Source organism: Solibaculum mannosilyticum (genome assembly GCF_015140235.1).
Taxonomy (GTDB): domain Bacteria; phylum Bacillota; class Clostridia; order Oscillospirales; family Acutalibacteraceae; genus Solibaculum; species Solibaculum mannosilyticum.
The window spans coordinates 983,567-1,008,679 of the sequence record NZ_AP023321.1 but is presented as its reverse complement, the minus strand read 5'-3'; the positions used below and the strand labels follow the sequence as shown (position 1 = coordinate 1,008,679).

The 25,113-nt window shown below is 52.2% G+C and carries 26 protein-coding genes; 2 read left to right on the top strand and 24 right to left on the bottom strand.

The features are described from left to right. Positions 1–84: 84 nt before the first annotated feature. The 24 genes from rpsU to tsaE form a co-directional block, all read right to left on the bottom strand. Positions 85–261 carry a 30S ribosomal protein S21 gene (gene rpsU, locus C12CBH8_RS04685; RefSeq protein WP_090263556.1) on the bottom strand — a complete coding sequence of 59 codons (177 nt, stop codon included), beginning with the start codon at positions 259–261 and terminating at the stop codon, positions 85–87. A 169-nt stretch (positions 262–430) separates the two neighbouring features. Next, positions 431–2,836 (bottom strand): leucine--tRNA ligase, encoded by a 2,406-nt coding sequence (gene leuS, locus C12CBH8_RS04680; protein WP_215533650.1) that lies wholly within the window; start codon positions 2,834–2,836, stop codon positions 431–433. Next, complete coding sequence (rsfS, locus tag C12CBH8_RS04675) at positions 2,826–3,209, bottom strand: ribosome silencing factor (RefSeq protein ID WP_215533649.1); 384 nt, start codon at positions 3,207–3,209, stop codon at positions 2,826–2,828. Before rsfS ends, leuS begins: the two co-directional genes overlap by 11 nt. Before the next feature lie 93 nt (positions 3,210–3,302). Then, a complete protein-coding gene (yqeK, locus tag C12CBH8_RS04670; RefSeq protein ID WP_215533648.1) occupies positions 3,303–3,896 on the bottom strand; it encodes a bis(5'-nucleosyl)-tetraphosphatase (symmetrical) YqeK in 594 nt (197 codons plus the stop codon). Between the two features lie 17 nt (positions 3,897–3,913). Further along, on the bottom strand, positions 3,914–4,516 hold the full coding sequence (gene nadD, locus C12CBH8_RS04665; RefSeq protein WP_215533647.1) for a nicotinate (nicotinamide) nucleotide adenylyltransferase: 603 nt from the start codon (positions 4,514–4,516) through the stop codon (positions 3,914–3,916). Between the two features lie 11 nt (positions 4,517–4,527). Then, positions 4,528–4,821: a ribosome assembly RNA-binding protein YhbY gene (gene yhbY / locus C12CBH8_RS04660; protein WP_090263566.1), complete on the bottom strand. Its 294-nt coding sequence runs from the start codon at positions 4,819–4,821 to the stop codon at positions 4,528–4,530. A gap of 50 nt (positions 4,822–4,871) precedes the next feature. Beyond that, a complete protein-coding gene (gene rdgB / locus C12CBH8_RS04655) occupies positions 4,872–5,471 on the bottom strand; it encodes an RdgB/HAM1 family non-canonical purine NTP pyrophosphatase (protein ID WP_343063117.1) in 600 nt (199 codons plus the stop codon). Beyond that, positions 5,468–6,388 (bottom strand): signal recognition particle-docking protein FtsY, encoded by a 921-nt coding sequence (gene ftsY, locus C12CBH8_RS04650; protein ID WP_215533646.1) that lies wholly within the window; start codon positions 6,386–6,388, stop codon positions 5,468–5,470. The genes rdgB and ftsY overlap by 4 nt, the downstream gene beginning before the upstream one ends. Positions 6,389–6,439: 51 nt before the next feature. Further along, positions 6,440–10,009 (bottom strand): chromosome segregation protein SMC, encoded by a 3,570-nt coding sequence (smc, locus tag C12CBH8_RS04645; protein ID WP_215533645.1) that lies wholly within the window; start codon positions 10,007–10,009, stop codon positions 6,440–6,442. 21 nt (positions 10,010–10,030) lie between these two features. After that, positions 10,031–11,026, bottom strand: coding sequence for an elongator complex protein 3 (locus C12CBH8_RS04640; RefSeq protein WP_246441732.1), 996 nt, complete (start codon positions 11,024–11,026; stop codon positions 10,031–10,033). Then, positions 11,023–11,700, bottom strand: a complete 678-nt coding sequence (rnc, locus tag C12CBH8_RS04635) for a ribonuclease III (protein WP_090263573.1) — start codon at positions 11,698–11,700, stop codon at positions 11,023–11,025. The genes C12CBH8_RS04640 and rnc overlap by 4 nt, the downstream gene beginning before the upstream one ends. A gap of 53 nt (positions 11,701–11,753) precedes the next feature. Then, complete coding sequence (locus C12CBH8_RS04630) at positions 11,754–11,981, bottom strand: acyl carrier protein (RefSeq protein ID WP_159461133.1); 228 nt, start codon at positions 11,979–11,981, stop codon at positions 11,754–11,756. A gap of 64 nt (positions 11,982–12,045) precedes the next feature. Then, positions 12,046–13,059: a phosphate acyltransferase PlsX gene (gene plsX, locus C12CBH8_RS04625; protein WP_090263577.1), complete on the bottom strand. Its 1,014-nt coding sequence runs from the start codon at positions 13,057–13,059 to the stop codon at positions 12,046–12,048. Positions 13,060–13,083: 24 nt separating this feature from the next. After that, positions 13,084–14,394, bottom strand: coding sequence for a methylenetetrahydrofolate--tRNA-(uracil(54)-C(5))-methyltransferase (FADH(2)-oxidizing) TrmFO (trmFO, locus tag C12CBH8_RS04620; protein ID WP_099321827.1), 1,311 nt, complete (start codon positions 14,392–14,394; stop codon positions 13,084–13,086). Then, positions 14,391–16,475 (bottom strand): type I DNA topoisomerase, encoded by a 2,085-nt coding sequence (gene topA / locus C12CBH8_RS04615; RefSeq protein ID WP_090263581.1) that lies wholly within the window; start codon positions 16,473–16,475, stop codon positions 14,391–14,393. Before topA ends, trmFO begins: the two co-directional genes overlap by 4 nt. A 58-nt stretch (positions 16,476–16,533) precedes the next feature. Next, positions 16,534–17,847, bottom strand: coding sequence for a DNA-processing protein DprA (dprA, locus tag C12CBH8_RS04610; protein WP_090263584.1), 1,314 nt, complete (start codon positions 17,845–17,847; stop codon positions 16,534–16,536). A 22-nt stretch (positions 17,848–17,869) separates the two neighbouring features. After that, the gene (locus C12CBH8_RS04605) at positions 17,870–18,661 is read right to left on the bottom strand and encodes a TrmH family RNA methyltransferase (protein WP_099321824.1); all 792 of its coding nucleotides are present in this window, start codon (positions 18,659–18,661) and stop codon (positions 17,870–17,872) included. 77 nt (positions 18,662–18,738) lie between these two features. Beyond that, positions 18,739–19,098 (bottom strand): 50S ribosomal protein L20, encoded by a 360-nt coding sequence (rplT, locus tag C12CBH8_RS04600; protein WP_099321823.1) that lies wholly within the window; start codon positions 19,096–19,098, stop codon positions 18,739–18,741. Between the two features lie 61 nt (positions 19,099–19,159). Next, positions 19,160–19,357: a 50S ribosomal protein L35 gene (rpmI, locus tag C12CBH8_RS04595; RefSeq protein WP_090263590.1), complete on the bottom strand. Its 198-nt coding sequence runs from the start codon at positions 19,355–19,357 to the stop codon at positions 19,160–19,162. A gap of 52 nt (positions 19,358–19,409) precedes the next feature. Further along, the gene (gene infC / locus C12CBH8_RS04590; protein ID WP_099321822.1) at positions 19,410–19,946 is read right to left on the bottom strand and encodes a translation initiation factor IF-3; all 537 of its coding nucleotides are present in this window, start codon (positions 19,944–19,946) and stop codon (positions 19,410–19,412) included. Between the two features lie 279 nt (positions 19,947–20,225). After that, complete coding sequence (gene upp / locus C12CBH8_RS04585; RefSeq protein WP_215533644.1) at positions 20,226–20,861, bottom strand: uracil phosphoribosyltransferase; 636 nt, start codon at positions 20,859–20,861, stop codon at positions 20,226–20,228. A 70-nt stretch (positions 20,862–20,931) separates the two neighbouring features. After that, on the bottom strand, positions 20,932–21,375 hold the full coding sequence (rpiB, locus tag C12CBH8_RS04580) for a ribose 5-phosphate isomerase B (protein ID WP_090263595.1): 444 nt from the start codon (positions 21,373–21,375) through the stop codon (positions 20,932–20,934). Beyond that, entirely contained in the window at positions 21,372–22,088 is a 717-nt protein-coding gene (gene tsaB, locus C12CBH8_RS04575; RefSeq protein WP_215533643.1) for a tRNA (adenosine(37)-N6)-threonylcarbamoyltransferase complex dimerization subunit type 1 TsaB, read from the bottom strand. Before tsaB ends, rpiB begins: the two co-directional genes overlap by 4 nt. Before the next feature lie 13 nt (positions 22,089–22,101). Then, a complete protein-coding gene (gene tsaE, locus C12CBH8_RS04570) occupies positions 22,102–22,527 on the bottom strand; it encodes a tRNA (adenosine(37)-N6)-threonylcarbamoyltransferase complex ATPase subunit type 1 TsaE (RefSeq protein WP_090263599.1) in 426 nt (141 codons plus the stop codon). 258 nt (positions 22,528–22,785) lie between these two features. Between tsaE and C12CBH8_RS04565 the strand changes: the two genes are divergently transcribed. Together C12CBH8_RS04565 and C12CBH8_RS04560 are read left to right on the top strand one after the other, a co-directional pair. Then, positions 22,786–24,003, top strand: coding sequence for an FtsW/RodA/SpoVE family cell cycle protein (locus C12CBH8_RS04565; RefSeq protein WP_215533642.1), 1,218 nt, complete (start codon positions 22,786–22,788; stop codon positions 24,001–24,003). 35 nt (positions 24,004–24,038) lie between these two features. Beyond that, complete coding sequence (locus tag C12CBH8_RS04560) at positions 24,039–25,112, top strand: DnaD domain protein (RefSeq protein WP_215533641.1); 1,074 nt, start codon at positions 24,039–24,041, stop codon at positions 25,110–25,112. Position 25,113: the final 1 nt, after the last annotated feature.

The following is a 25,113-nucleotide window of genomic DNA, read 5'->3' as shown; positions in this document are numbered from 1 at the left end:
TGTTTTGTCTCTTTTCTAAAATAGATACACAAAAAAGAGGGCATGAAACCCATGCCCTCTTTTAGCGACTTTTCAAAGCACCCTTTAGCGGAACTTACGCTTACGGGCAGCTTCCGATTTTTTCTTCCGCCTTACGGAGGGTTTTTCATAAGCCTCCCGTCTGCGAACTTCGGCAATTACGCTGTCTCTGGCACACTGCCTCTTAAATCTTTTCAAAGCATTTTCCAAAGACTCATTTTCTTTAACGCGTACTTCTGGCATCTCGTCTTCCCTCCCCTCCAGCTTATCAGCAGGGGTTTACCTCTGTAGTAGTTAAGATTATATAACAGAATAGACCAATTTGTCAAGTAAAAAGTTCATGATGGCTGTTCAAATTTATCAGAAAATGGGAAGGAACAGCCTACAAGCGGCATCTCACCGTTATTTTCGTCTATCCTTTCACCACCAAATTTACCAATTTTTTGGGGACATAGATCTCTTTTACAATGGTTTTCCCCTCAATTTGGCTTGCGATTTTATCGTCCTGTTTGGCGGCGGCAATGGCGTCCTCTTTGCTGATGTCAGCGGGGATCACCAGGCGGTTACGCACTTTGCCGTTGATCTGAAGCACAATCTCCACCGTGTCATCCACACATTTGCTTTCGTCGTAGGTGGGCCAAGTTTGACTTGTCACCATACTGCCAAAGCCCACCAACTGCCACAGCTCTTCCGTGATGTGGGGGGCAAAGGGATTCAACAGCAGCAGCAGGGTGCGGAACTCCTCTTTGGTGATGGAACCGGTATCACTGATGTCGTTGAGCAAAGCCATCATGGCGGCGATAGCGGTATTCATCTTTAAGTTCTCAATGTCAATGGTGACCTTTTTGATGGTCTTGTGGAAATTCCGCTCCAGCTCGGGACGGATACCGCCCTCTACAATGCACTCCTGCAAGTCCCAGATGCGGTCCAAGAATCTCTTACAGCCCTTGATGGACTTGGAACTCCAGGGAGCTGACTTCTCAAAGTCACCGATAAACATCTCATAAAGACGCATGGTATCGGCGCCGTACTGATTGACGATCTCGTCGGGATTGACCACATTGCCGCGGGATTTGGACATCTTCTCCCCGTTTTCACCCAAGATCATGCCGTGGCTGGTGCGTTTGGCATAGGGCTCAGGCATAGACACCACGCCGATATCGTAAAGGAACTTGTGCCAGAAACGGGAGTAGAGCAGGTGCAATGTGGTGTGCTCCATACCGCCGTTGTACCAATCCACCGGCAGCCAGTAATCCAGAGCCTCTTTGGACGCCAGGGCGTCGTTGTTGTGGGGATCGCAGTAGCGCATAAAGTACCAGCTGGAACCGGCCCATTGAGGCATGGTATCGGTCTCGCGATGGGCGGAACCTCCGCATTTCGGGCAGGTGGTATTGACCCAATCGGTCAACGCCGCCAAGGGAGACTCGCCGTTTTGCGTGGGCTCATAGGACTCCACTTCCGGCAACTTAAGGGGTAGCTGATCCTCCGGCAGAGCCACGTAGCCGCACTTGTCGCAGTGCACAATCGGGATGGGTTCGCCCCAGTAACGCTGGCGGGCGAACACCCAGTCCCGCAACTTGAAGTTTACTTTGGGTTGGCCCTTTTTCTCCTGCTCCAGCCAATCGACGATCTTGACCTTGGCGTCTTCCACCGAGAGTCCGTCCAGCATACCGGAATTGACCATGACGCCGGTGGCACAGTCAGTAAAGGCTTCCTTCTCCACATCGCCGCCCTTGACCACTTCGATGATGGGCAAATTAAATTTCTTGGCGAATTCCCAGTCGCGGGTATCGTGAGCCGGGACGGCCATAATGGCGCCGGTACCGTAGGAAATCAGGACATAATCAGAGATAAAAATGGGGATCTGGCGGCCGTTGACGGGATTGATAGCCTCTACGCCGTCGAGACGCACGCCTGTCTTATCCTTGACCAGCTCTGTGCGTTCAAAATCCGACTTGGAGGCGGCTTCCGCTTGGTATGTACGGACTTCGTCCATATTGTGAAGCTTGTCCGCCCACTTCTCCAGGATGGGATGTTCGGGCGAAATAACCATATAGGTGGCGCCGAACAGGGTATCCGGACGGGTGGTATAAACGGTCAAAGTATCGCCGGAAGTGGTCTCGAAATTGACTTCGGCGCCGGTGGAACGGCCGATCCAGTTCCTCTGCTGGGTCTTGACCCGCTCGATATAATCCACCCCGTCCAAGTCGTCGATGAGGCGCTGGGCGTATTTTGTGATGCCCAACATCCACTGGGACTTTGTCTTGCGGACCACTTCGCCGCCGCAGCGTTCACACACGCCGTTGACGACTTCCTCGTTGGCCAGCACGCATTTACAGGAATTGCACCAGTTAACGGCCATCTCCTTTTTGTAGGCAAGGCCCTTCTCAAACAGCTTGAGGAAAATCCACTGGGTCCATTTATAATAATTGGGATCGGTGGTGTTGATTTCACGGCTCCAGTCAAAGGAGAGACCCAAAGACACCAACTGCTGCTTAAAGCGGGCGATGTTCTGTTTGGTCACTTCGGCCGGATGGACGTGGTTTTTAATGGCGAAGTTCTCGGTGGGAAGACCGAAGGCGTCCCATCCCATGGGATACAGGACGTTATACCCTTGCAGCCTCTTTTTTCTTGCGATGATGTCCAGAGCCGTATAGGACCGGGGATGACCTACGTGCAGGCCCTGTCCCGACGGATACGGAAACTCCACCAATGCGTAAAATTTCGGGCGTGATGTGTCGTTTGTGGCATGGAAAACGCCCTCTTTTTCCCAGATTTCCTGCCACTTCTTCTCCACTGTGGAAAAGTCATACTTCATTGGAATGGTCCCCCTCGTTTGATAAAAGCTCCTCAAGCTCCACTTTCGTCCCATCGGCCCAAAGGCGCTCAAGGTCATAAAACTCCCTGGTGTCCTTGGTGAACACATGAACCACAACATTGCCGTAGTCCACCAAAATCCAGGAAGATGAATTGTATCCTTCTGTGCGAAGCGGCATCATCCCAAACTTTTCCTTCATCTGGAATTCCACCTCGTCGGCCAAGGCCTTGACCTGGGTGGTGGATCCGCCGCTGGCGATTACAAAATAATCGGCGATAATGGTAAGATCCCGGATCCCGATGACCTGAAGGTCTTGGGCCTTCTTGTTATCCAGAATTTTCACCATTTCCTTGGTCATTTCAAGCGAAGTCATTTTATTTCTTCACCGCTTTCTTTTAGCTCATATCTTTATTTTTCACCGTGCAAACCGTCTCTTTGATCACAGCTTGCCCGTTGCGATCCTCTTTTAAACGGCGCTGTCCCGCTGCTGACGCAGCTTGTCGCACACAAGCTCATTATAAGCAAAAATGGTGTTGGGATGGATGGTCCTTTCCAAACCGCTCAGTTCCTGGATGGTGAACCGCAGTCCCTCCCGCATGGCGTCCTCTAAGCTGATCTTTGCGAGCTCACGCATATGTTCCACGCCCTCATACTGCCGGTCACAGGAAGTATAATCGGCCACATACAGCACCTTTTCCAGTCTAGACATACCGTCCCGGCCGGTGGTGTGATAGAGGATTGCATCGAAGATCTCCGGATCCCGGATGCCCAGCTTCATGCGGACGTAACCAGCCCCTGCAATGGCGTGCCACAGCTTCTGAGACGCCTGCTCCACAGGTGTTAAAATTATACCAGAATCCTCAATGGTTTGCAACTGCACCTTAGGCGGCTGGTCCTTCATAATGTCGTGCAGGAGTCCGGCCACAGTTGCCTTTTCCACATCAGCCCCATAGCGTTCCGCCAGCTTCCTTGCCTCGTCGGCCACGCCCAATGAATGACGGTAACGGTATTCGCTCATCATGGTTTTCAGCAGTTTCTTGTACTCCTCATACCGGTCCATGCTGTGATCCCCCTTTTTTATTGATAAAGCCCGTGGCTTTTAATATACTGAATCACTTCGTCCGGTGTAAGCCCGCGGATACTTTTCCCCTCTTTTACCAGCTTCCGCACCTGGGTGGACGACACCGGCGGCAAGCAAAAAGAGGCGATGTAACAGCGGGCTTCATAGCGTTCCCTCAGCACATCGGCGTATCGACGCATTTCCGCCTCCTGCTGCTCTCCTCGTGGAACAGCGCACAGGACGGCTTTTTTCGCAATGTCTTTAAACCGGACCCAATGTTCTAACGTGAGAAACATGTCGGCTCCGGTTAAAAAATAAAGGGTATCGCCGGGATATTGGCATTGAAGCTGGGTCAACGTATCCACCGTATAGCTGGCGCCTCCCCTTTGGATCTCTAAGTCGGATACGGTAAGGACATCATGTCCTTTGGCTGCCAGACGGCACATCTCCAGACGATGAGCTCCCGACGCCAGATCCGGCGACTGCTTATGGGGTGGAACCGCTGTGGGGATCAGCAGTACCCGATCCAAACAGAGCTCCTCTGCAAACCGCAGCGCCAGCTCAATATGCCCGTTGTGGATGGGATTAAAAGTGCCACCCAAAGCCGCTATTTTACCCATGAGAGTTCCTCTTATTTGACCAGCTGGATAACTGGTTTTTCCGGATTGGGGCGGTAGAGCACAAAACGTTGTCCGATGACCTGCACCACGTCGGCATGGGTGGCCTCGGCGATCTGGTCGGCCGCTTCCCGGGACGATTCCGGCGATGTCTCCAGCACCCGCATCTTGATAAGTTCCCGCGCTAAAAGGGCGTCGTCCACCTGCTTGATGAGGGCGGGACCGATTCCCCCTTTTCCCACTTGAAAAATAGTCTCCATCCGATTGGCCATACCGCGCAGCTGGGCGCGCTGTTTGCTTGTCAGCATGATCGATCTCCTTTGATTACTATAAATCTATAAAAATTTATTTGGGATTTTTATCCTTTCAGATGCTTGGAAAGCTGTTCCTTCAGCATCTTCATGGCTTCCCCTCGATGACTGACGGCATCCTTTTGGGCGTCGGTCAGTTGGGCAAAGCTGCGTCCATCGGGCAGCAAAAAGACAGGATCGTATCCAAAACCGCCCTCTCCCTTGGGTTCATAAGCGATGCTCCCCTCACAGGTACCGGTCACCACGATCTCGGTATCTTTGTCCAGCACACAGCAAATGGAACATACAAAACGGGCCGTCCGTTTCTCCTCCGGCACATCTTCCATGTTTTTGAGCAGCTTATGGATGCGGTCCAGATCGGTGGCGTCCGGGCCGGCATAACGGGCCGAATAAATGCCCGGTGCTCCATCCAATGCATCCACAGCCAGGCCGGAATCGTCCCCAATAGAAGGTCTTCCGCTGCGTTCAAAGGCGGCGCGCGCCTTGATGCAGGCGTTTTCCTCAAAGGTTTGTCCCGTCTCCTCCACGCCGGAGAAATCCACTCCCGCCATGGCAAGTGTCACCGGTTCAACGCCGATGGGACGCAGCAGACGATCCATCTCCTCCAGTTTGTCCATATTCTGAGTGGCCACTACAAACCGCATCATCTTTCTTCCTCCTCGTTAAACAAGGCGTCGGCAAAGGCCTTGGCGTCAAAGGGCTGGAGATCGTCGATCTGTTCCCCCACGCCGATCATCTTGACCGGTACCTTCAAGTCCTCCCGAATGGCGATGACCACGCCACCCTTGGCCGTCCCATCCAATTTAGTCAGCACGATACCGGTGATACCGGCGGTATTCTTAAATTCCCTGGCCTGGTTGACGGCGTTCTGGCCGGTGGTGGCGTCCAGCACCAGCAGGACTTCTTGATCGGAATCGGGCAATTCCCGCTGGATGACGCGGCTGATCTTGCCCAGTTCATCCATGAGATTTTTCTTGTTGTGCAGACGTCCGGCGGTATCGCAGATCACCACATCGGCGTGACGGGCTTTGGCTGCTGTCAAAGCATCAAACACCACTGCGGCCGGATCGGAACCTTCGGCATGGCGCACCATATCTACACCGGCACGGTCGGCCCAAATCTGTAGCTGGTCGATGGCGGCGGCACGGAAGGTATCGGCTGCGGCTAAAATGACCTTTTTCCCGTCATCTTTGAGATGCGCTGCCAGTTTGCCGATAGTGGTGGTCTTTCCCACACCATTGACGCCGATGACCAAGATCACCGACGGACTGGTGGAAATACGAAGATCTTCTCCCCCCTCCATCATCTCGGTGATGATCTCCTTGATTAAACCGCGGACCTCCTGCGGATCGGTGACCCCTTGTTCCTTGACTTTGGCACGAAGTTGTTCACAGATGCGTTCGGCGGTGGGAAGTCCCACATCGGCCATGACCAATGCCTCTTCCAAATCCTCAAATAATTCCTCGTCGATTTTGGTAAAGGAATTGAGCACCATATTGACCTTACTTGCCACCGAATCCCTTGTCTTTTTCAGTCCTTCTTTAATCTTTGAAAACAGTCCCATACGCAGGACACTTCCTTTCCTCTTTTATTCTTCTATCTTGGACCAACACATTCAACGAAGGCCCAGTTTTTCTTCCACCTCCGAGGCTTTGAGCTCAAGGAGCTTGGAAACGCCTTCCTCCTGCATGGTGACGCCGTACAATACGTCAGCCTCCTCCATGGTGCCGCGGCGGTGGGTGATGACAATAAACTGTGTGTTTTCACACATGCGGCGCAGATAGGCGGCAAACCGGTCCACATTGACGTCGTCCAACGCCGCTTCAATTTCATCCAGGATGCAGAAGCACGCCGGACTGACCCGCAAAATGGCAAAATAAAGGGCGATTGCCACCAGTGCCTTTTCCCCTCCTGAGAGGGAATCCAGGTGGGTGATGATCTTACCTGGAGGCTGTACCGATATCTCAATGCCGGAACGAAGCACATCTTCCGGATCGGTGAGGCGCAACGATACCCTTCCTCCGCCAAACAGTTCTGCAAAAATCTCTCCAAAATTCTGATTGATCTGTCGGAACCGATCCAAAAATAAATCCTGCATCTTGGTCGTCAGGTCGTGAATCATCTGATAAAGCTGATTGCGTGCCCTCTCTGCATCGTCGATCTGCTCCCGCATGAATTCATATCGGCCGCTGACCTCTTTGTATTCCTCCACTGCTCCCACATTGACGTTACCTAACGCCCTGATCTTGGCTTTGATTTCATTCAATTCCCGCTGGGCTTTACTGAGCTCCTCCACAGGGGATGCCAATCCCTGCGCTTCACGGCGGGTCAGCTCATATTCATCCCACAGCTTTTTGATAATGCTGTCATAATCCTTCTGGACGCTTTGTTTGCGTTCTTCCAGCCGCGCAAGTTCCCGGCTGACCAACTCCCTCTGGGCAGAACAAGATCGCTCCTCCTGGCGCAGTTCATGGAACCTGCGTTCCAGTTGGCTGCGCCTTTCGTTGATTTGATCAATACGCCGTCCGGCTCCTTTGGCCTCGCTGCGTTTTTCTGCCGCTTGAGTAGTCAATTCTTGTATCTGACAGGCAATAGCTCCATTCTGCGCCTCATAGGATGCCATCTCTTGGCGCAGATGCTGTTCTCGATCAGCCTGCCCTTCCAGACGGGACTTCAAATCCTGGATGATGCTTTGTAAAGCATCCATGTCCTTTTGCGAGGCCAGAAGCTCCAGACGAATCTGCTCGCTTTGCGCCGCCAGGTTTTCCCTCTTTTGCTGAAGCTCGTCCTGACCTCCAGCCAATTCTGCCATACGTGCTTCCAGCTGCGCCTTTTCCCGATAAATCTGATCGGCACGGGCCATGGCATTCTCCTGCTTTTTCAGCAGATTTTCCCGTTCACTGCTCGACCGATCAGCTTCCCTTTTGAGTTCCTGCTCGTTTTTTTGTGCAGCCAAAAGTTGTTCCTTCAGGCGCTTCAATTCGCTCTCCAGACGAATTTTATCCTCATTTACTGTGGCCAGCTCCCCTTTTGCACCGCTGAGCTGGGCTTCCGCTGCTGCCAGATCCTGTTCTGCGGTATGCAAAAACGATTTTGCCTCTTCAGCTTGTGAAGAAAGATGATCCGCCTTTTGCCTCAAAGCGTCGATCTCATTGCGGCGGCTTAAAAGCCCTGCCCCTTTTACATGAGAACCGCCGGTCAAAGAACCGCCGGCATTGACTACCTGTCCATCCAAGGTCACCACTCGGAATCGATAATGGTATCGCTTGGCTATGGTCGTAGCACTGTCCAGATCCTCAGCTACCACTGTCCTGCCCAAAAGGGACAAAAAGATCCCCTCATACTGGCGGTCAAATTGAATGAGGTCGGCGGCGAGTCCCACAAAACCCCAACAATCATCCAGATCGGACTCTTGTAACCTTCGGCCCTGAATGGAGCCTATCGGCAAAAAAGTCGCTCTGCCTCCCCGGTTGCTTTTCAGATGCTGGATGGCTGCCTTGGCATCGACTTCCGTAGAGGTGACAATGTTCTGCATAGCTCCTCCAAGCGCCGTCTCCACAGCCAAAGCGTATTCTCCCGGCACTTGGATCAGATGGGAAACCGGCCCGTGAATCCCTCTCAGCACTCCTCGCTTTGCCTGCTTCATGATGAGTTTTACACTCTGGGTAAAGCCCTCCAGACTGCGTTCCATCTCTTCGAGTAAGGAGATCCGGCGGAGCATCTCAGAGGCATCCAAACGCAGTTGATCGGCCGATCGCTTGCATTGAGCCACTTTCTCCCGACGGGATGCCACCCGTATTTCATATCCCTTTACGGCATTTTGCAGGGACTGAGCTTCATCCTCCAGTTGATCAAAGCCCTGCTCCAAATCCTCCAAGTCGTCTTTTGCCTGTGCGATGGTTGCGCCTTGCTGCTCCAGGGTACGGGCTACAGCCTCCCTCCGCTGATCCAAGGCCTGAATGGACGACTGAGCGGTCACCGCCTCCACTCTAGCATCTGCGGCCTTGGACACCAATCGGTTAAGGGAGGCCGAGAGGCTTTCCATCTGACTCGAGTGACCGGCACTTTGACTTACAAGCTGTTCCATCTCCTGCCGGACATCTTCCAGCTTCTTAGAAAGCTGTATTTTCCTTTGGCTGATATCCCTTATCTTTTCCTGACGTTGCTCAATCTCCTGTCGAATCCCCTCGTCGGTAGAAGCCGACTTTTTGAGCTCCTCCTGAAGCCGCGCGATGGACTGCCGATTGTGAGAGACGGTGTTCTCCAGCACCTGGACTTGTCCCTCCATGCGCACAGCTTCCTCTTCCAACCGGGAGGAAGAACGCCGTATTTCATCAATGAGCGCTGTCTGGCGGGCGCTCTGGGACTGCACCTCTTCCATTTCGGATTCCATGCTGTTGAGCTTTTTCTCCAATTCGTCATGCTGTCCCTGCGCCACCAGGAGCTTCTGCTCGTGATCCCTTAACACCTCGCTTGCACGATCAATCTGACGCATCCAGATGCCGATTTCCAACCCGCGCTTCTGTTCGGCATACACCAAAAACTTCTGCGCTTTTTCCGCCTGTTCTCTCAGGGGGCCGACGCGACTTTCCAGTTCCGATAAAATATCCCGCAGCCGAACCAAATTCTCCTCGGCTTTTTCCAGCCTCCGTTCTGCCTCGTGCTTGCGGTAGCGGTATTTGGAGATGCCGGCCGCTTCCTCAAAGATCTCCCGGCGGTCCTCCGACCGGGAGGCCACAATATCGGCGATCTTCCCTTGCCCGATGATGGAATACCCATCCCGGCCCAGACCGGTATCCATAAACAGCTCGTTGATATCCTTCAGCCGGACATTGGTCTTGTTGAGCATGTACTCAGAATCTCCCGACCGGTAATACCGGCGGGTAACGGTGACGGTGTCTTTGTCAAAATCGATGCGGCGGTCGGAATTATCGATGGTCAAAGATACTTCGGCAAATCCTTGAGCCTTACGAGTGGCGGCGCCGGCAAATACCACGTCCTCCATCTTGGCCCCGCGCAGGGTACGGGTGGACTGTTCGCCCAGTACCCATCGGACGGCGTCGCTGATGTTGCTTTTACCGCTGCCGTTGGGACCGACTACCGCCGTAATCCCGGCGCCAAAGGTCAGCTTGGTTTTATCCGGGAAGGATTTAAACCCTTGGATTTCCAGCGACTTGAGCAACATCTCCTGCGGCGCCCCCTTTCTTTAAAGCAATTGAACCGTCCCTTTGGGAATATCAGTTTTCCCTATTACCTTACTATCATATCCTATTTGCCGTAACTTGTCCACATTTTGCCTCTTTTGCCCGATCATCTTGGACAAATCCGATGGATGCACCCCCAACGTCACGCATCCTTTTGGAACGCAATTGTCTTTTAGAACATCCAGCGCCCGATGCAGAAAACGCCGGTTTTCACACAGCTCTCCGAAGGCCGGATGCCACGGCCCACACAGCATCCCATTTTCCACATCGCCTCCCGCGTGAAGCCCTACACGGATGACGCGGATCCCTTTCGTCTCAAACTCTTCCATCAGTTGGGCGCACAGTTCCACTGCCTCCCAAAGAGACTGTGGCTGGTATCGGCCTTCCCTCCAGAGATTACTGAGGTATGTCCCCTCTACTACAATGGTGGGATAAATGCGCACGGTATCCGGCTTTAGCTCCATCAGTTGGTGAGCCGTATCCCGATCGGTTTCCAGACTGCTGCCGTAAAGCCCTGTCATCATTTGAAGCCCCAAAGAGAAACCTCTTTCCTGAATGAGGTAAGATGCCTGCTTTACCTGAAAAGCGGTGTGTCCTCTTCCGTTGAGGGAAAGCACACGGTCATCCATACTCTGGGCGCCCAATTCCACCGATGTGACGCCGTATTGGAATAGGATATCCAACACCTCTGAATCAATGGCGTCCGGCCGGGTGGAGAGGCGGATCCCCCCGAACCCCTCTTTTAAAAAAGGGGCAGCCGCTTTTAGATAGTCGATCATCGTCCGTCTGGGGAGGGCCGTAAAGCTACCGCCGAAAAAGGCGATCTCCGCTTCCCTTACCCGATCTCCCATTCGGCAAACGGCTTCCCTTAATGCATCGCTCACCTGCCTGGGTGTTATGATATCCTGCACGCCTGAGATACTCCGTTGGTTGCAGAAGCTGCATCGATGCCGGCATCCCAAATGGGGAATGAAAAAGGCCACATTGGCATGGTTCATTTGCTGTATCCCATCAATTCCAGGGCTTCCCGTGCGGCTTGCTGTTCGGCATTCTTTTTGCTGCGTCCGCTCCCTTTGCCAATGGGATTGGAGTTGAGACGCACCTCCACAGTGAACCTTTTATCGTGGTCCGGTCCGCTCTCCCCCAACAACACATAACTCAATTTTTCTTCCGGATTTTGCTGCACAATTTCTTGCAGAGCCGTTTTATAGTCCTTAAAGGCTTTTTGACGATGACTTTCCAGCTCTTTCTCCACAAAACGAAGCACGAATTCCCGGGCGGGATCCATCCCCCCGTCCAGATAGATGGCGGCGATGACCGCTTCAAAAGCATCGGCTAAAATAGATGGACGCTTGCGTCCGCCCATCTGCTGCTCCCCTTTGCCCAGGAGAAGAGATTCTCCCAAATCGATCTGCTCGGCAAAACGGCGCAACGACTGTTCGCATACCAGGGAGGCCCGAAGACGGGTCAATTCCCCCTCCGGCATCTTGGTGTGATTATAGAGGTAATCGGACACCACAATGCTCAGCACGGAATCCCCCAGGAATTCCAGGCGCTCGTTGCATACCGATCCCTTTTTCACCTCATTTGCGTAAGAGGAATGGGTCAGAGCGGTATGCAATAGGTTTTGGTTTTTAAAATGATATCCGATTCGATCCTGTATCTTGTTCATACAATTCACTCCGATAAACACAAATATCCCCAAGCGGGGACATTTGTTGACTCTTATTCCAGATTATCTTCCACAAAGCTGGCCACATCCTCCACCGTTTCAAAACGGTCGGTCTGTTCCGGACTCACTTCCAGGCCATATTCGCTTTCCAATGCCATTACGAGATTATCCATGGCCATCTCGTCCACACCCAGATCCTCCAATGACATAGAAGATCCAATGTTTGCTTCGTCCACTCCTAACTCGTCGCTTAACAGACGGATCACTTTCTGAAGTATCACCTGATGTTTCCTCCTCAATGATGTCGTGCAATGCAAATGGTATTTTAGAAAAACTTAAAACAAACTACTCTTGTGTGTCGTCCTCTTTTGACCGTTCGGCCAAGGACTCTGTGATACGGTCGATAACGCCTTTCCCTGCAAAGTCGGCCGCCACGCGGATGGCGTTCTGGAACGCCTTTGCATTGGAATTCCCGTGGGCCTTGAATACGGGACGCAGTGTTCCAAGCAGCGGGGCGCCTCCCACTTCCTCGGTGCTCATACGCTTCTTGAGCTGCTTCATCCCAGGCATCACCATGGCTGCCGCCAGTTTGCCGCGCATGTTGCTCTTAAAGATCTCTTTGATCTGCCCCAGCAGAGAGGAGGCCAATCCTTCGGTCAGCTTCAGAATAACATTGCCGGTAAAGCCGTCGCACACCAAAACGTCGCATTCCCCGTAAGGGATTTCCCTTGCTTCCACATTGCCCACGAAATTGATGGGAGCTTGCTGTAAAAGCTCAAAGGAATTAAGCTGTAGTTCCCCGCCTTTGGTGGTTTCCGTCCCGATATTGACCAGTCCAACCTTGGGCTCGGTCCTTCCCATTACCGACTCCATATACACGGAACCCATGATGCCGAACTGACGCAGCATTTCAGGACGGCAGTCCACATTAGCCCCCACGTCCAACAGCATAAAGTAATCTTTTGTGGAAGGGATCAGGGTAGCCAACGCACAGCGCTTGATGCCTTTGATGCGTTTGACATAAAAAGTACCGCCCACTACCAAAGCCCCGGTAGAACCGCCTGAGACGAAAGCGTCCCCGCCGCCTTCTCCCAGCAGACGGAGGCCCACTGCCATCGAGCAGTTTTTCTTTTTCTTCAGGATACTGCCGGGATCGTCCTCCATACTGATGATATCCGGCGCCTCCACAAAGGTAAAGTTCTTCAGCGGAATGTCGTATTCCAAAGCCAGCTTGCGCAGGGACTTTTCCAGGCCGCACAGCACAATCTCATATCCGTAGGCCTCAACCGCTGCCGCACAGCCGCGCAATACTTCCAACGGCGCGTTATCGCCACCGTAGGCGTCTACAATAATTTTCACAGCAATGCCTCCTTTTTTCAAGAATTAGAGCTCCCGCTCCATGAATTGTTCAAAATGCTCCATCGCCCGCCGGGCCAACGCTTCATAACGGGCTTTTTTGTCCCGGATCGTATGATCCAACGGAGGCAGTATGCCGAAGTTTGCCCCCATGGGCTGGAAATCCTTGACCTCTGGATCGGATATGTACCGAAGCAAGGCGCCTGCCATGGTATCCGGAGGAGGTGTAACCGGCGATTTTCCCTGTACCCGTCTTGCGGCATTGACGCCCGCCCAGATGCCTGACATGGCCGATTCCATATACCCTTCCACTCCGGTGATTTGTCCGGCAAAGAAAATATTCCGATTGTTCCGAAGGCTCTGATCAGGTTCCAGCAAATGGGGGGAACACAGAAAACTGTTTCGATGCATGACCCCGTAACGCATAAATTGAGCGTCGTGCAAAGCAGGGATCATGGAAAAAACCCGTTTTTGTTCGGGAAATTTCAAATTGGTCTGAAATCCCACCAAATTGTAGAGAGTACCGTCCCGGTTCTCCCGGCGCAATTGAACTACCGCCCATGGACGATGTCCTGTGGACGGGTCCCGAAGCCCCACCGGCTTTAATGGTCCGAACCGGAGGGTATCCGCACCTCGCTTGGCCATGACCTCCACCGGCATGCATCCTTCGTATACCTTAGGACGGTCGAACTCGTGCAGCATGGCCGATTCCGCATGAATGAGTTGCTCATAAAAGGCTTCGTACTGTTCCTTATTCATGGGACAATTGAGGTAATCATCCTCCCCGCCCCGGCCATAGCGGGAGGCCGCAAAGGCATAATTCTGATCCACCGACTCGGCGGTGACGATCGGCGCGGCTGCATCGTAAAAGCTGAGGGTTCCTTCCCCCACCACACGTTGGATATCCTGCGCCAGCCTCCCTTCCGTCAGGGGACCGGTGGCCACTATAACGACGCCGTCTTGCGGGATCTCCAGCACCTCCCCTTCCACCACTTGGATGAGAGGATGGGAACACACCTGCTCTGTCACCAGCCCTGCAAAGACGTCCCGATCCACCGCCAGGGCCCCTCCTGCCGGGACACGGCAGGCATATGCCGCTTCCACACATACCGAACCAAGGCGCTGCATCTCGGCCTTTAACAGCCCGGCGGCACTGCCCAGACGTTCCGCCTTGAGGGAATTGGAACACACCAGTTCCGCAAACTGAGGGAGATGATGGGCCGGGGAGTACTTGCTGGGCTTTTGCTCCATGAGCCTTACGGGGATACCGGCCTTTGCCACCTGCATGGCGGCCTCACATCCGGCAAGGCCCGCTCCGATTACTGTCACCGGCCTCATTTCTTCTCAACCGCTCTTTCGTAACCGCATTCCTCATTGGCGCAGTAAATTTTGGCATTTTTCCCTTTTTTGCGGAAAAGGGATTTCCCACATTTAGGACAGGTCTCTTTGAGCGGTTCATCCCACGTCATAAAGTCGCAGCGGGGATTGTTTTCACATCCATAGTAGGGACGCCCCTTCTTGGACTTTTTCAAAAGCACCCGAGCGCCGCATTTGGGACAGAAGCCACCCGTTTCCTTGACCAGCTTCTTGGTGTTTTTACACTCCGGATATCCCGGGCACGCCAGGAATTTCCCGAACCGCCCCACCTTGATCACCATCTTACGGCCGCACAGCTCACACACCTCGTCGGTCTCCTCGTCCGGGATTTTGACGCGGGTACCGTCCATTTCCTTTTCAGCCTTTTCCAGGGTTTGCTCAAATCCATCGTAAAACTGGTGAAGGGTATCCACCCAGTTGATCTTACCGGCTTCCACATTGTCCAGATCGTCTTCCATGTGGGCCGTGAACCCTACATCCACGATATCCTTAAAATGATCCTTCATCAATTGGGTAATGACGTCGCCCAGCACCGTAGGCTTGAGTGCTTTTCCGTCACGCTCCACATACTCCCGCGCCAAAATAGTCGTAATGGTCGGGGCATAGGTAGACGGCCGGCCGATCCCCTTTTCTTCCAGCGCCTTGATGAGGGATGCTTCGGTGTACCTTGGAGGAGGCTGAGTGAAATGCTGATTGCCTTTGAGCTCCTTGAGAATCAGCGGATCGTCCTTCTCCAAAGGAGGCAGGGCTCCGCCTTCCTTCTCCTCATCGTCCTTGCTCTCCTCGTACAGGACGGTGTATCCATCGAAACGGACGGTACGGCCCGACGCTTTAAAAATATATTCCCCCGCCGCGATATCGGCCTGTACGGTGTCGTACACAGCATTTGCCATCAGACTGGCGATAAAGCGTTCCCAGATCAGCTTATACAGCTTATACTGATCGCCGGTCAGGCTATCCTTAACCTTGTCGGGGGAAAGATCGGGCATTGTGGGACGGATGGCTTCATGGGCGTCCTGGGCGCTGGCCCTGGATTTAAAATACCGGGGTTTCTCCGGCAGATACTTGTCTCCCCAAGTGTCCCGGATATAGCCGGTGGCGGCGGCACGGGCCTCCTCCGAAATGCGCAGCGAATCGGTACGCATATAGGTGATAAGACCGACGGCCCCCATACCGGCCACTTCTACGCCTTCGTAAAGCTCCTGAGCGGCCTTCATGGTACGGCGGGCCTGAAATCCCAATTTACGGGACGCCTCCTGCTGGAGAGTGGAGGTGATAAAAGGCGGCGCCGGCGATTTGCGGCGGATGCTCTTTTTGACATTGGAAACGATGTATTCTGCATCCTGGAGCTTCGCCAGAATAGCGTCGGCTTCCTCCTTGTTGTGCAGCTTGATCTTGCCCTTTTGGTCACCGTAGAAGGTGGCGCCGAACTGCTTCTGATACCCTTTCTTGCGCATCTTGGCATCCAGGGTCCAGTATTCCTCCGGCTTAAATTTTTCGATCTCCTTCTCCCGGTCCACAATGATGCGCACCGCCACCGACTGTACACGTCCGGCCGACAGTCCCCGACGCACCTTGCGCCACAAAAACGGACTGATCTTATAGCCTACAATACGGTCCAAAATGCGGCGGGCCTGCTGGGCGTTGACCAGATCCAAGTCGATCTTCCTGGGATGCTCCATCCCGGACTGCACGCCGCTTTTGGTGATCTCATTAAAGGTCACGCGGTTGGGATCCTCCTCATTCAATCCCAGCATCTGGGACAAGTGCCACGAAATAGCCTCCCCTTCACGGTCAGGGTCGGTTGCCAGATAGATATGCGAACTTTTGGCAGCGGTCTGTTTTAACTTTTTAATTAGATCGCCTTTTCCCTTAATATCCAAATATTGAGGCTGAAAGTCGTGCTCAACGTCCACACCCAATTTGCTTTTGGGCAGATCTCGGACATGGCCCATGGATGCCAACACCTCATAATCAGAACCCAAGTATTTCTGAATGGTCTTGGCCTTGGCGGGGGACTCAACTATGACTAAATTGGACATCGACTTACCTTCCTTATTTCATGTTCTGCCAATGCAGTAAAAGTAAAATAGCAATAGTTTAGGACCGGCGGCGTACCACAATCCGGGAAAACCGTCGTCCCACATGCGGACGAATTAAATGAGCGATTTCCAGCTCTGTCATGGCTGCCGCCACAACATAAGAGGTCAGGCCGCTTTTATGAGCCAGTTCATCCACATGCTGCGGTGTTTCATCCAGAAGTCGGTAGAGCTGTTTTGCCTCTGGCGTCAACGACAAGCTGGATGGAAGCGCCGCTTCCTGTACCTCTTGACGGTATGGCTCTTTTTGAGATGATCCGTCTCCAAGCGCATCCTTAGTCTTTGTAACCGGCCTTTTTAGAACCGACCGTGGTTTTGACTCCGATGCAGCCGACGGCCTCGATTGGACCGGCGATGGCTTACTCTCCCACGGTTTCATATCGCTGTGGGCCTTTTCATGCACCTCTGGTAAATCCAGGCGGATGCAATGAGGATACTGATCCACGTACTCCGATAAAATATCATAAGCGCAACCCACCGGTTTAGCGCATTCGCCTAGCAGTTTGTTGCATCCGGCAGAGTATTCGCTCATAATACTGCCCGGAACAGCAAATACATCCCGACCTTGTTCGATAGCTCTGTGAGCTGTGATCAGGGAACCACTGCGGACACCGGCTTCGATTACCACCGTTCCCAAGGATAAACCGGAAATCAGACGGTTGCGGATGGGAAAATTACGGGGTGCAGCTGCTGCTCCCGGCGGATACTCTGAAATAACAGCGCCGTTTTGGGAAATGGTCCGGCGAAGCTGTTCATTTTCCACCAGATACCGCGTATCAATGCCGCATCCCAACACGGCGATAGTCCGTCCGCCTCCCCGCAGCGCACCTTTATGACATACTGTGTCAATCCCATAAGCGGCGCCGCTGACAATCACAGCTCCCGCTTTTGCCAAGGTTGTTGAAAGACGTCCAGCCACATTTCGTCCGTAGGGTGAAGCCATTCGCGTCCCGACCATGGAGATGAGAATCTCATTGTCTACGTCGCCCAGGTCGCCCCAAATGTATAACACCGCAGGATAGTCGTCAATATTTAAAAGGCGGTTGGGATACCCTTCCTGATCGGGCGTTAGGATTTGATAGTGGAGCCTCTGACAATCGTCGATGATTTTTTCACATTGAGCGAAGTCCGTATCGCACAACTTGTGAACATCGGCGGCCGTCACAAGCCCCGATAACCGCCATTCCGTTGGTCCCGCATCGTAAAATTGACGGGCCGAGCCATAGGCCTGATGAATGGCGCGTACCTTTGGACTGGCTACTCCCAACGCCTTTTGCAGCCAGATCCAACCGATCACGTCGTTTTGGTCGTTCATGATCCATTCCTTTCAGGAAATTTTACCGCAGCATCTCCCACATGAGAATACCAGCTGCCATGGACGCATTTAAGGATTCTGCACGGCCCTTCATGGGGATAGTCACACGGACCTCGCACGCCTCAATGGCCTCTTTGGTTAAACCGTTGCCCTCATTTCCGATCACCGCCACTGCACTTCTGTCAAACCGAAGCGAGGTCACCGGACATGCCGACGCATCCGGTACCGCCGCCATAGTCAGCACGCCCATCCCCGTCAAACCTCGAAGCATTTTGGGCAGGTTTTCTTCCAGCCGGACGGACAATCGAAAGACCGCTCCCATAGAAGCTCTCAGCACTTTGGGATGGTACATATCACAGCATCCAGCCGAACAAATTACTCCCTTTATCCCCACCGCTTCAGCGGTACGAAGCATGGCGCCTAGATTGGCAGGGTCTTGGATGTTTTCCATGGCCAAGATGCGGCTGTCTGTTCCTATTGTAACCAAGTCATCTGGTTTGTCAAGCGTCTTACAGGTGCAAAATACCCCCTGGGGATGGGTGGTATCGCCCATTTTTTTAGCAATCCCTTCGGAAATTTGATAGGTTTTCAATGCCTTTTGTCCCAAATCCGCGACAATTGTATTATACTTTTTTGCCGCTTCTTCGGTGTAAAAAAGTTCCGCTATTGGTATTCCACTTTGCAAAGCATCCATACAAAGCCTCGCGCCTTCGATGGCGAAAAGCCCTTGTTCCTCCCGATATTTTCCGTTGTTCAGAAGCCTTATAAAATGCTTTACTTTCGGATTTTCCCGGCTGTCCAACTGAAATACCAATTTTGAACCCTCCTCTTCTTTTCTCCACCTAATAAATACGCCCGGGAAAAGTCCCGGGCGTCTGAAAGATGCATCTATTAGGCAGCCAAAGCAGCCTTGGCTTTTTCCACCAGAGCCTTAAAACCGGCCTCATCAGAGACAGCGATCTCAGCCAGCATCTTGCGGTTAAGGGAGATGCCAGCCTTCTTCAGGCCATTCATAAAGGTGGAATAATTCATATCATTCATGCGGCAAGCAGCCGAAATACGGGTGATCCACAGGCGACGGAAATCGCGTTTCTTGTGGCGGCGGCCGATGTATGCATACTGACCGGATTTCATCACGGCCTGTTTGGCAGTTCTAAACAGCTTGGACTTTGCGCCAAAATAACCTTTGGCCAGTTTCAGAGTCTTTTTTCTTCTTTTGCGCGTCATCATTGCGCCTTTAATACGAGCCATTTCTCATTATACCTCCGTTATCTGGGATTGGGCAAAACGCCCCAATTGGTCAAAGTGCTCCTTATTTATAAGGGATGAGTCTCTTGACGGCCTTGACATTGGTAACGTCGGCCACAGAAGTCTTACGCAGGTTGCGTTTACGCTTGGTATTCTTCTTGGTGAGGATGTGGGATTTGTTGGCATGGGCACGGATGACCTTGCCGTTTTTGGAAAGTTTGAAGCGCTTTTTGGCGCCGCTGTGAGTCTTCATCTTAGGCATGATGGTATTTCCTCCTTAGATTTGATAAACCCGCACAAAACCCTTCTGGAATCTAGCGCGGTCCGGCTTCCTTTTCTTTTTTGGCCGGTTTCTGGGTCTTGGCCGACACGAACATAATCATATGACGGCCCTCCAGTTTGGGCTGTTTCTCAACCCCGCCGCACTCGCTGACTGCTTCGGCAAACCGCTGCATGATCTCGGTGCCAATCTCGGGATGGCCCATTTCACGTCCACGAAAACGGATGGAAACCTTTACCTTATTGCCCTCTTGCAAAAAGCGCATGGCATGGTTCACCTTGGTATTGAAGTCATGCGTATCGATGTTCAGGGAAAGACGAACCTCTTTGATTTCGACGATGTGTTGATTTTTTCTGGCTTCCTTCTCGCGCTTGGCCTGCTCAAAGCGGTACTTGCCGTAATCCATGATGCGGCATACAGGCGGATTGGCCGTGGGCGAAATTTTTACCAGATCGAGATTTTTCTCATAAGCAATTCTCTGTGCATCACGTGCAGACATGATGCCAATCTGACCGCCGTCCGCTCCGATGACACGGACTTCCCTATCGCGGATCTGTTCGTTGATTTGCATTTCCTTGCTAATACCAAAGCACCTCCAAGGCCCTGAATGGGCAAAATGGTGACGGCGTCTTGCCGCCACAAAAAAACACGGATGGAAAAGCGACCTTTTCCGTCCGTGTTTGAACACAACATGGCATGATAATCCTCCACAGGACTACCATTGTTATGAACGCCTCCGCGAACGGAATCGGAAGGGTGAGAGCACCCATAAGGCACTCTGCTTTCTTTTCTCAAAATATTATAGCAGTTATCCGACCTGATGTCAAGCTGTTTTTTCTTTTCTCACCGATTATCCTACCGTGCCAAAAATGCGGTCACCGGCGTCGCCCAGACCGGGCACAATATATCCATGGTCGTTGAGACACTGATCTACAGCCGCGGTATAAATTTTTACATCCGGATAGGCTTTGGATAATTTCTCAATCCCCTGAGGGGCCGAAAGGATACACAAAAACTTGATCCAAGCCGGACCATACGACGCTGCTTTTTCCACAGCATCTACCGCTGAACCTCCGGTAGCCAACATGGGATCTAAGATAACGGCTCCTCGCCCTTCAAATTGAGGAGGGAGTTTCGTATAATAATGAACTGGTGTCAGCGTTTCCTCATCCCGATACATCCCCAAATGCCCTACTGAAGCGTCTGGAACCAGCTCCAACGCTCCATCCAGCATCCCCAAACCAGCTCTCAGGATTGGCAAAAATACCAGCTTGGATTGGTCTACCATCACTCCCTGAGCCGGCGCTACGGGAGTAATGACTTGCTTTTCCACTGTGGGAAGATCCCTGGTCGCCTCGTAACAGAGTAGCATCGACAACTTGCGCACCAAAGCGCGAAACTGATGCGGGGAAGTATTTTGATCCCGCAGTTCGGTCATGATATGCCCCACCAGGGGATGGGATAAAACAGTTAACTGATCGTTCATACCTATCCTCTCCCTTTTTATTATAATGTATCAAGCTGCATGCATGTCAGCTTAGTCACTGATCCGGCTTTTAAAGCTCGTCCCTTTCAATCTGAGACAACATATCGATGCGGCGCTGATGACGGCCTCCCTCGAACTCGGTGTTTAAAAACACATCCACCAGCTCCAGTGCCAGACCCTCTCCCAGTACTCGTCCACCCAGACATAAAACATTGGCGTCGTTGTGGAGTCTGGTGTATTTGGCGGAAAAATAATCGGAACAGCAAGCCGCCCTTATCCCTTTGACTTTATTTGCCGCTATGGACATGCCGATACCCGTACCACAACAGAGGATACCCAGTTTACATTGGCCGTCGGCCACCGCATGGGATACCGCACTCCCTATAGTCGGATAATCTACCGACTGGGTCTCATAAATGCCAAAGTCGCGATACTCCACATGATTCTCTTCCAAATGCCGACGGATGGCTTCTTTGAGCTCAAATCCACCGTGGTCACATCCCAATGCGATCATACCGGATCCCCTCCTGATTGAATTTTCTTTTTTAATTCCCGCTCTGCCTGAGGTAATCTTAAATAAACAGGCCGCAGTTGGTCACCATTTAAAATGTTTCCTAAATGGATTTCCTTCTCGGCTGCTTGGGCTACGCCGCTGGCCCTTTGATATCGGATGGCCAAAGGCGCTAATTGTACAAGCCCTGTGCTCTTCAACTCTTGCATACAGAGCTGTGCGCCATCTCCCACCAGCATAACCGGTTCATTCGCCTTTACAATTTCCTGTCCCAACTGTTCAATGGAAGTGGCTCGATCCTCACATCGCCTCGTCACCGATGTCTCATCCACCTCAAAAAAAGCCTGATACACCTGTTTGCAACGAGCGTCCATCACTGCGCATACGGTAGTTTTTTCACGGCCCACCAAGTTCCAGGCCATGGCCTCCAGCGTAGAAACCCCTACGCAAGGCAGGTCAAGCGCCAACGCCATTCCCTTGATGGCCGCTACGCCGATGCGCACTCCGGTAAAAGATCCCGGACCGGCGGCCACTGCCAGATAATCGATCTCTTGCGGTGTTGTATCTGTATACCTCAGCACGTCGTTTATCATGGGCATCAAGGTTTCACTGTGGGTCAGCCCACAGTTCATATAAAACTCCGCCGTCAGCTTTTGCTCCTCCATCAGCGCACAGGATGCTGATACAGCGGTGGAATCAATTGCTAAAATTCGCACAGTACTCCCCCTTTTAGGACTGATCCGGCAGGATGGTGATGATCCGGTCATCTGTCCCCTCGCCGGGAGCGATGGTTACGTGGATCGCATCCTCCGGAAGGGCTCCTTCCACATTCTCGCTCCATTCCAACGCCACTACGCCGCTACGCTGCAAATAATCAAAAAATCCGGTGGATTCTAAATCATCCCATCCGGACACACGATACATATCAAAGTGAAAAAGAGGAAGACGTCCATTATGTTCATGAACCAATGCAAAGGTCGGACTGGATACCTCCTTGGCATCCACATCCAAACCGGACGCCAACCCTCGTACAAAAGCGGTTTTCCCCATACCCAATCCGCCGTACAAAGCCACCACCGAGCCTGGATACAATCGAGCTGCCAATTGTCGGCCAATCTGCTCTGTCTGCGCCGATGAATGGGACACAAAAACCATAGAGAACCTGCCGCCTTTCTTGTTAATTCGATGTTTTTCACACAACATTATTTAGTATAGCACAAAAAACATCGAATTAAAAGTATTTGGCTTGAACTTGACGGGAGGGAACGGTATAATAAAAAATGGCTGTAACTATGCAGTAGGGGCCGCCTTAATAAGACGGCGTTTCTTTTTTGAGATAAGCTTTGAATGTAAAAATGTAATAACGTGATTTCTTTTCCGATTTAAAAACACCAGGATATGAGGTGAAGTTCATTGAAAAAAGTCTTCGGTGCTATCGGCAATTACTTCCGCGAGACGGATAAGCTGTTGTTGATTCTATGCTTATTCGCCTGCGGTTACGGCCTTTTGCTGTTGCTGATCACATCCCAATCGCCCTTTATGCAATCCGGCAGTACGGCTGCCCTGTTCAAGATCGCTGGTTTTAGCATTAATCGAAAAATGGTCGTTCAAGTAGGCGCCGTCTTACTGGGGATCATCGCTGCCATTATTATCTCCAACATTGACTATGAGGCCATCACCGCTTGTTGGTGGATTATCGCTCCTATTGCGGTAGGGCTTATGGTGATGACCTATTTCTTCGGCCAGGATACTGGTGCGGCCGACGACAAGGCCTGGCTTATTATTCCAGGCATCGGCATCGGGTTCCAGCCGTCGGAACTGCTGAAAATCGCCTTTATTATCACTTTTTCCCTCCATTTATCCCATTCTGGAGAACATCTGAACGACCCTCTCAATCTGGTTCTCCTGGTGGTCCACGGCATGATCCCGGTGGGACTGGTGGCGCTCCAAGGGGACGACGGTACTGCCCTCGTATTCGTATTTATTTTCCTGGCGATGATGTTCACCGCCGGTGTAAAACTCCGTTATTTTGTGGTGGGATTGTCCCTTATCGTTGTGGCCATCCCTTTATTCTGGACTTACGTTTTAAAGGATTTCCAGAAAGATCGTTTTATGATCTTTCTACATCCGGAAAGCGATCCCTTGAATTTGGGGCTTCAGCAGAACAACGCCCGTATGATGATCGGCTCCGGACAGCTTACGGGAAAAGGCATTGTGGAAAGCGGAAGCATCAAACTCCCTGAACGAGAAAATGATTTTATCTTCTCTGTAGCGGGTGAAACCTTCGGTTTTTTAGGTACATTGGTACTTATTCTGATATTGGTGGCCATTTTGCTGCGCATTATGCGTATCTCTTCCATGGCCAAGGACTCCGTCGGCTCTTACCTATGCATCGGTATGTTCGCCACCTTGATGGCCCAAACCTTTATCAACATCGGTATGAACATCTGCTTGATGCCGGTAATCGGCGTAACGCTTCCGTTCTTCAGCGCCGGCGGTTCCTCTACCAGCACTTTGTTCCTCGGCATCGGATTGGTACTCAGCGTATACATCCACAGCCGTCCTAAGACCTATCAGGAAAAACTCCATAAGCGGTATCCCGGCCGCACTCAAATCAAAAATCCCATCTGAGAAGGATGAAATCAAATCCAATTGGGGGTTGCCCGATGCAATATGGTATTAATCTCGGCGCCTGGAACGCGGTTTTCGCTGTTCCAAGCGCCGTTGTAGACAAACATTTAAAATTGGCCGGTTCGGCCCAGCTCAAAGCTCTGCTCTGGCTTTTGCGTCATGCCGGCGAAAAAGCCGGTATCGACGATGTGGCAAGTGCCATCGGTCTCTCCCGGTTGGACACCATGGACGCCTTACAATATTGGGTGGAGGCCGGGCTCCTCAGCCCTATGGACGACGGATTTGCGCCGTCCTCTTCCCCATCGGCAGATGAGACATCCGTTTCATCTGCAAAGGGATCCGAGCCGTCGGCCCCCGCCTTGGACGCCGATCCTGTGTCGGAAAAACAGGAGGCCCCTGTTTCCACGCCTTCTTCTCCGGGAAAACCAAGCCATATTCCTGCCCCGTCCCCTAAGCCGGACAGCCGAGAGGTGTTGAGGCGCGCTCAGGAGTGCGAGGATATCGCTTTTCTTTTGCAGGAGACCCAAATCCGATTTGGACGTCCTCTTTCCCCTGCCGAGATCAGCACCCTTGTATGGCTCCACGATTACAACGGGCTTCCCACCGGCGTGATTTTAATGATTATCGAATTTGCCCAGTCCAGAGAAAAATGCAGCATGCGATACATCGAGAAAGTGGCCGTCAACTGGGCGGACGAGGAAATCGACACCCTAGAAAAGGCCGAACGTAAACTCGCCCAAATCCATACTGCCCAGTGCAATTGGAATCAGCTGTGTTCGGCTTTGGGCATTTCCTCCCGTTCCCCCAGCGCACGGGAAGCCACCTATACGGAACGCTGGATGCAGGAATGGTCCTTTTCCACCGATATCATCCGGATGGCTTATGAGGAATGTGTCAACAACACGGGCAACTTGAATTTTTCTTATATGAACAAAGTGCTGGAGCGGTGGCACAAGGCAAACGTCAAAACGCCCAAGGATGTAGTGGCCGTTTTGAACAAAGGGAAGCCCAATCTGAATAAAAGTTCCCTGAGCGGTCCGGCTTCGTTTGACTTGGACGCTTACGAGCGTATGACCCAGGTGATGCCTGGAGTAAAAAAGGAGGAATGAT

Excerpts from the sequence above, each read along its gene's own strand:
- rpsU (WP_090263556.1), bottom strand. The coding sequence starts at position 261 with ATGCCAGAAGTACGCGTTAAAGAAAATGAGTCTTTGGAAAATGCTTTG.
- leuS (WP_215533650.1), bottom strand. The coding sequence starts at position 2,836 with ATGAAGTATGACTTTTCCACAGTGGAGAAGAAGTGGCAGGAAATCTGG.
- rsfS (WP_215533649.1), bottom strand. The coding sequence starts at position 3,209 with ATGACTTCGCTTGAAATGACCAAGGAAATGGTGAAAATTCTGGATAAC.
- yqeK (WP_215533648.1), bottom strand. The coding sequence starts at position 3,896 with ATGGACCGGTATGAGGAGTACAAGAAACTGCTGAAAACCATGATGAGC.
- nadD (WP_215533647.1), bottom strand. The coding sequence starts at position 4,516 with ATGGGTAAAATAGCGGCTTTGGGTGGCACTTTTAATCCCATCCACAAC.
- yhbY (WP_090263566.1), bottom strand. The coding sequence starts at position 4,821 with ATGCTGACAAGCAAACAGCGCGCCCAGCTGCGCGGTATGGCCAATCGG.
- rdgB (WP_343063117.1), bottom strand. The coding sequence starts at position 5,471 with ATGATGCGGTTTGTAGTGGCCACTCAGAATATGGACAAACTGGAGGAG.
- ftsY (WP_215533646.1), bottom strand. The coding sequence starts at position 6,388 with ATGGGACTGTTTTCAAAGATTAAAGAAGGACTGAAAAAGACAAGGGAT.
- smc (WP_215533645.1), bottom strand. The coding sequence starts at position 10,009 with ATGTTGCTCAAGTCGCTGGAAATCCAAGGGTTTAAATCCTTCCCGGAT.
- C12CBH8_RS04640 (WP_246441732.1), bottom strand. The coding sequence starts at position 11,026 with ATGAACCATGCCAATGTGGCCTTTTTCATTCCCCATTTGGGATGCCGG.
- rnc (WP_090263573.1), bottom strand. The coding sequence starts at position 11,700 with ATGAACAAGATACAGGATCGAATCGGATATCATTTTAAAAACCAAAAC.
- trmFO (WP_099321827.1), bottom strand. The coding sequence starts at position 14,394 with ATGAGGCCGGTGACAGTAATCGGAGCGGGCCTTGCCGGATGTGAGGCC.
- topA (WP_090263581.1), bottom strand. The coding sequence starts at position 16,475 with ATGTCCAATTTAGTCATAGTTGAGTCCCCCGCCAAGGCCAAGACCATT.
- dprA (WP_090263584.1), bottom strand. The coding sequence starts at position 17,847 with ATGAACGACCAAAACGACGTGATCGGTTGGATCTGGCTGCAAAAGGCG.
- rplT (WP_099321823.1), bottom strand. The coding sequence starts at position 19,098 with ATGGCTCGTATTAAAGGCGCAATGATGACGCGCAAAAGAAGAAAAAAG.
- rpmI (WP_090263590.1), bottom strand. The coding sequence starts at position 19,357 with ATGCCTAAGATGAAGACTCACAGCGGCGCCAAAAAGCGCTTCAAACTT.
- infC (WP_099321822.1), bottom strand. The coding sequence starts at position 19,946 with ATGCAAATCAACGAACAGATCCGCGATAGGGAAGTCCGTGTCATCGGA.
- upp (WP_215533644.1), bottom strand. The coding sequence starts at position 20,861 with ATGAACGATCAGTTAACTGTTTTATCCCATCCCCTGGTGGGGCATATC.
- rpiB (WP_090263595.1), bottom strand. The coding sequence starts at position 21,375 with ATGATCGCATTGGGATGTGACCACGGTGGATTTGAGCTCAAAGAAGCC.
- tsaE (WP_090263599.1), bottom strand. The coding sequence starts at position 22,527 with ATGGTTTTTGTGTCCCATTCATCGGCGCAGACAGAGCAGATTGGCCGA.
- C12CBH8_RS04560 (WP_215533641.1), top strand. The coding sequence starts at position 24,039 with ATGCAATATGGTATTAATCTCGGCGCCTGGAACGCGGTTTTCGCTGTT.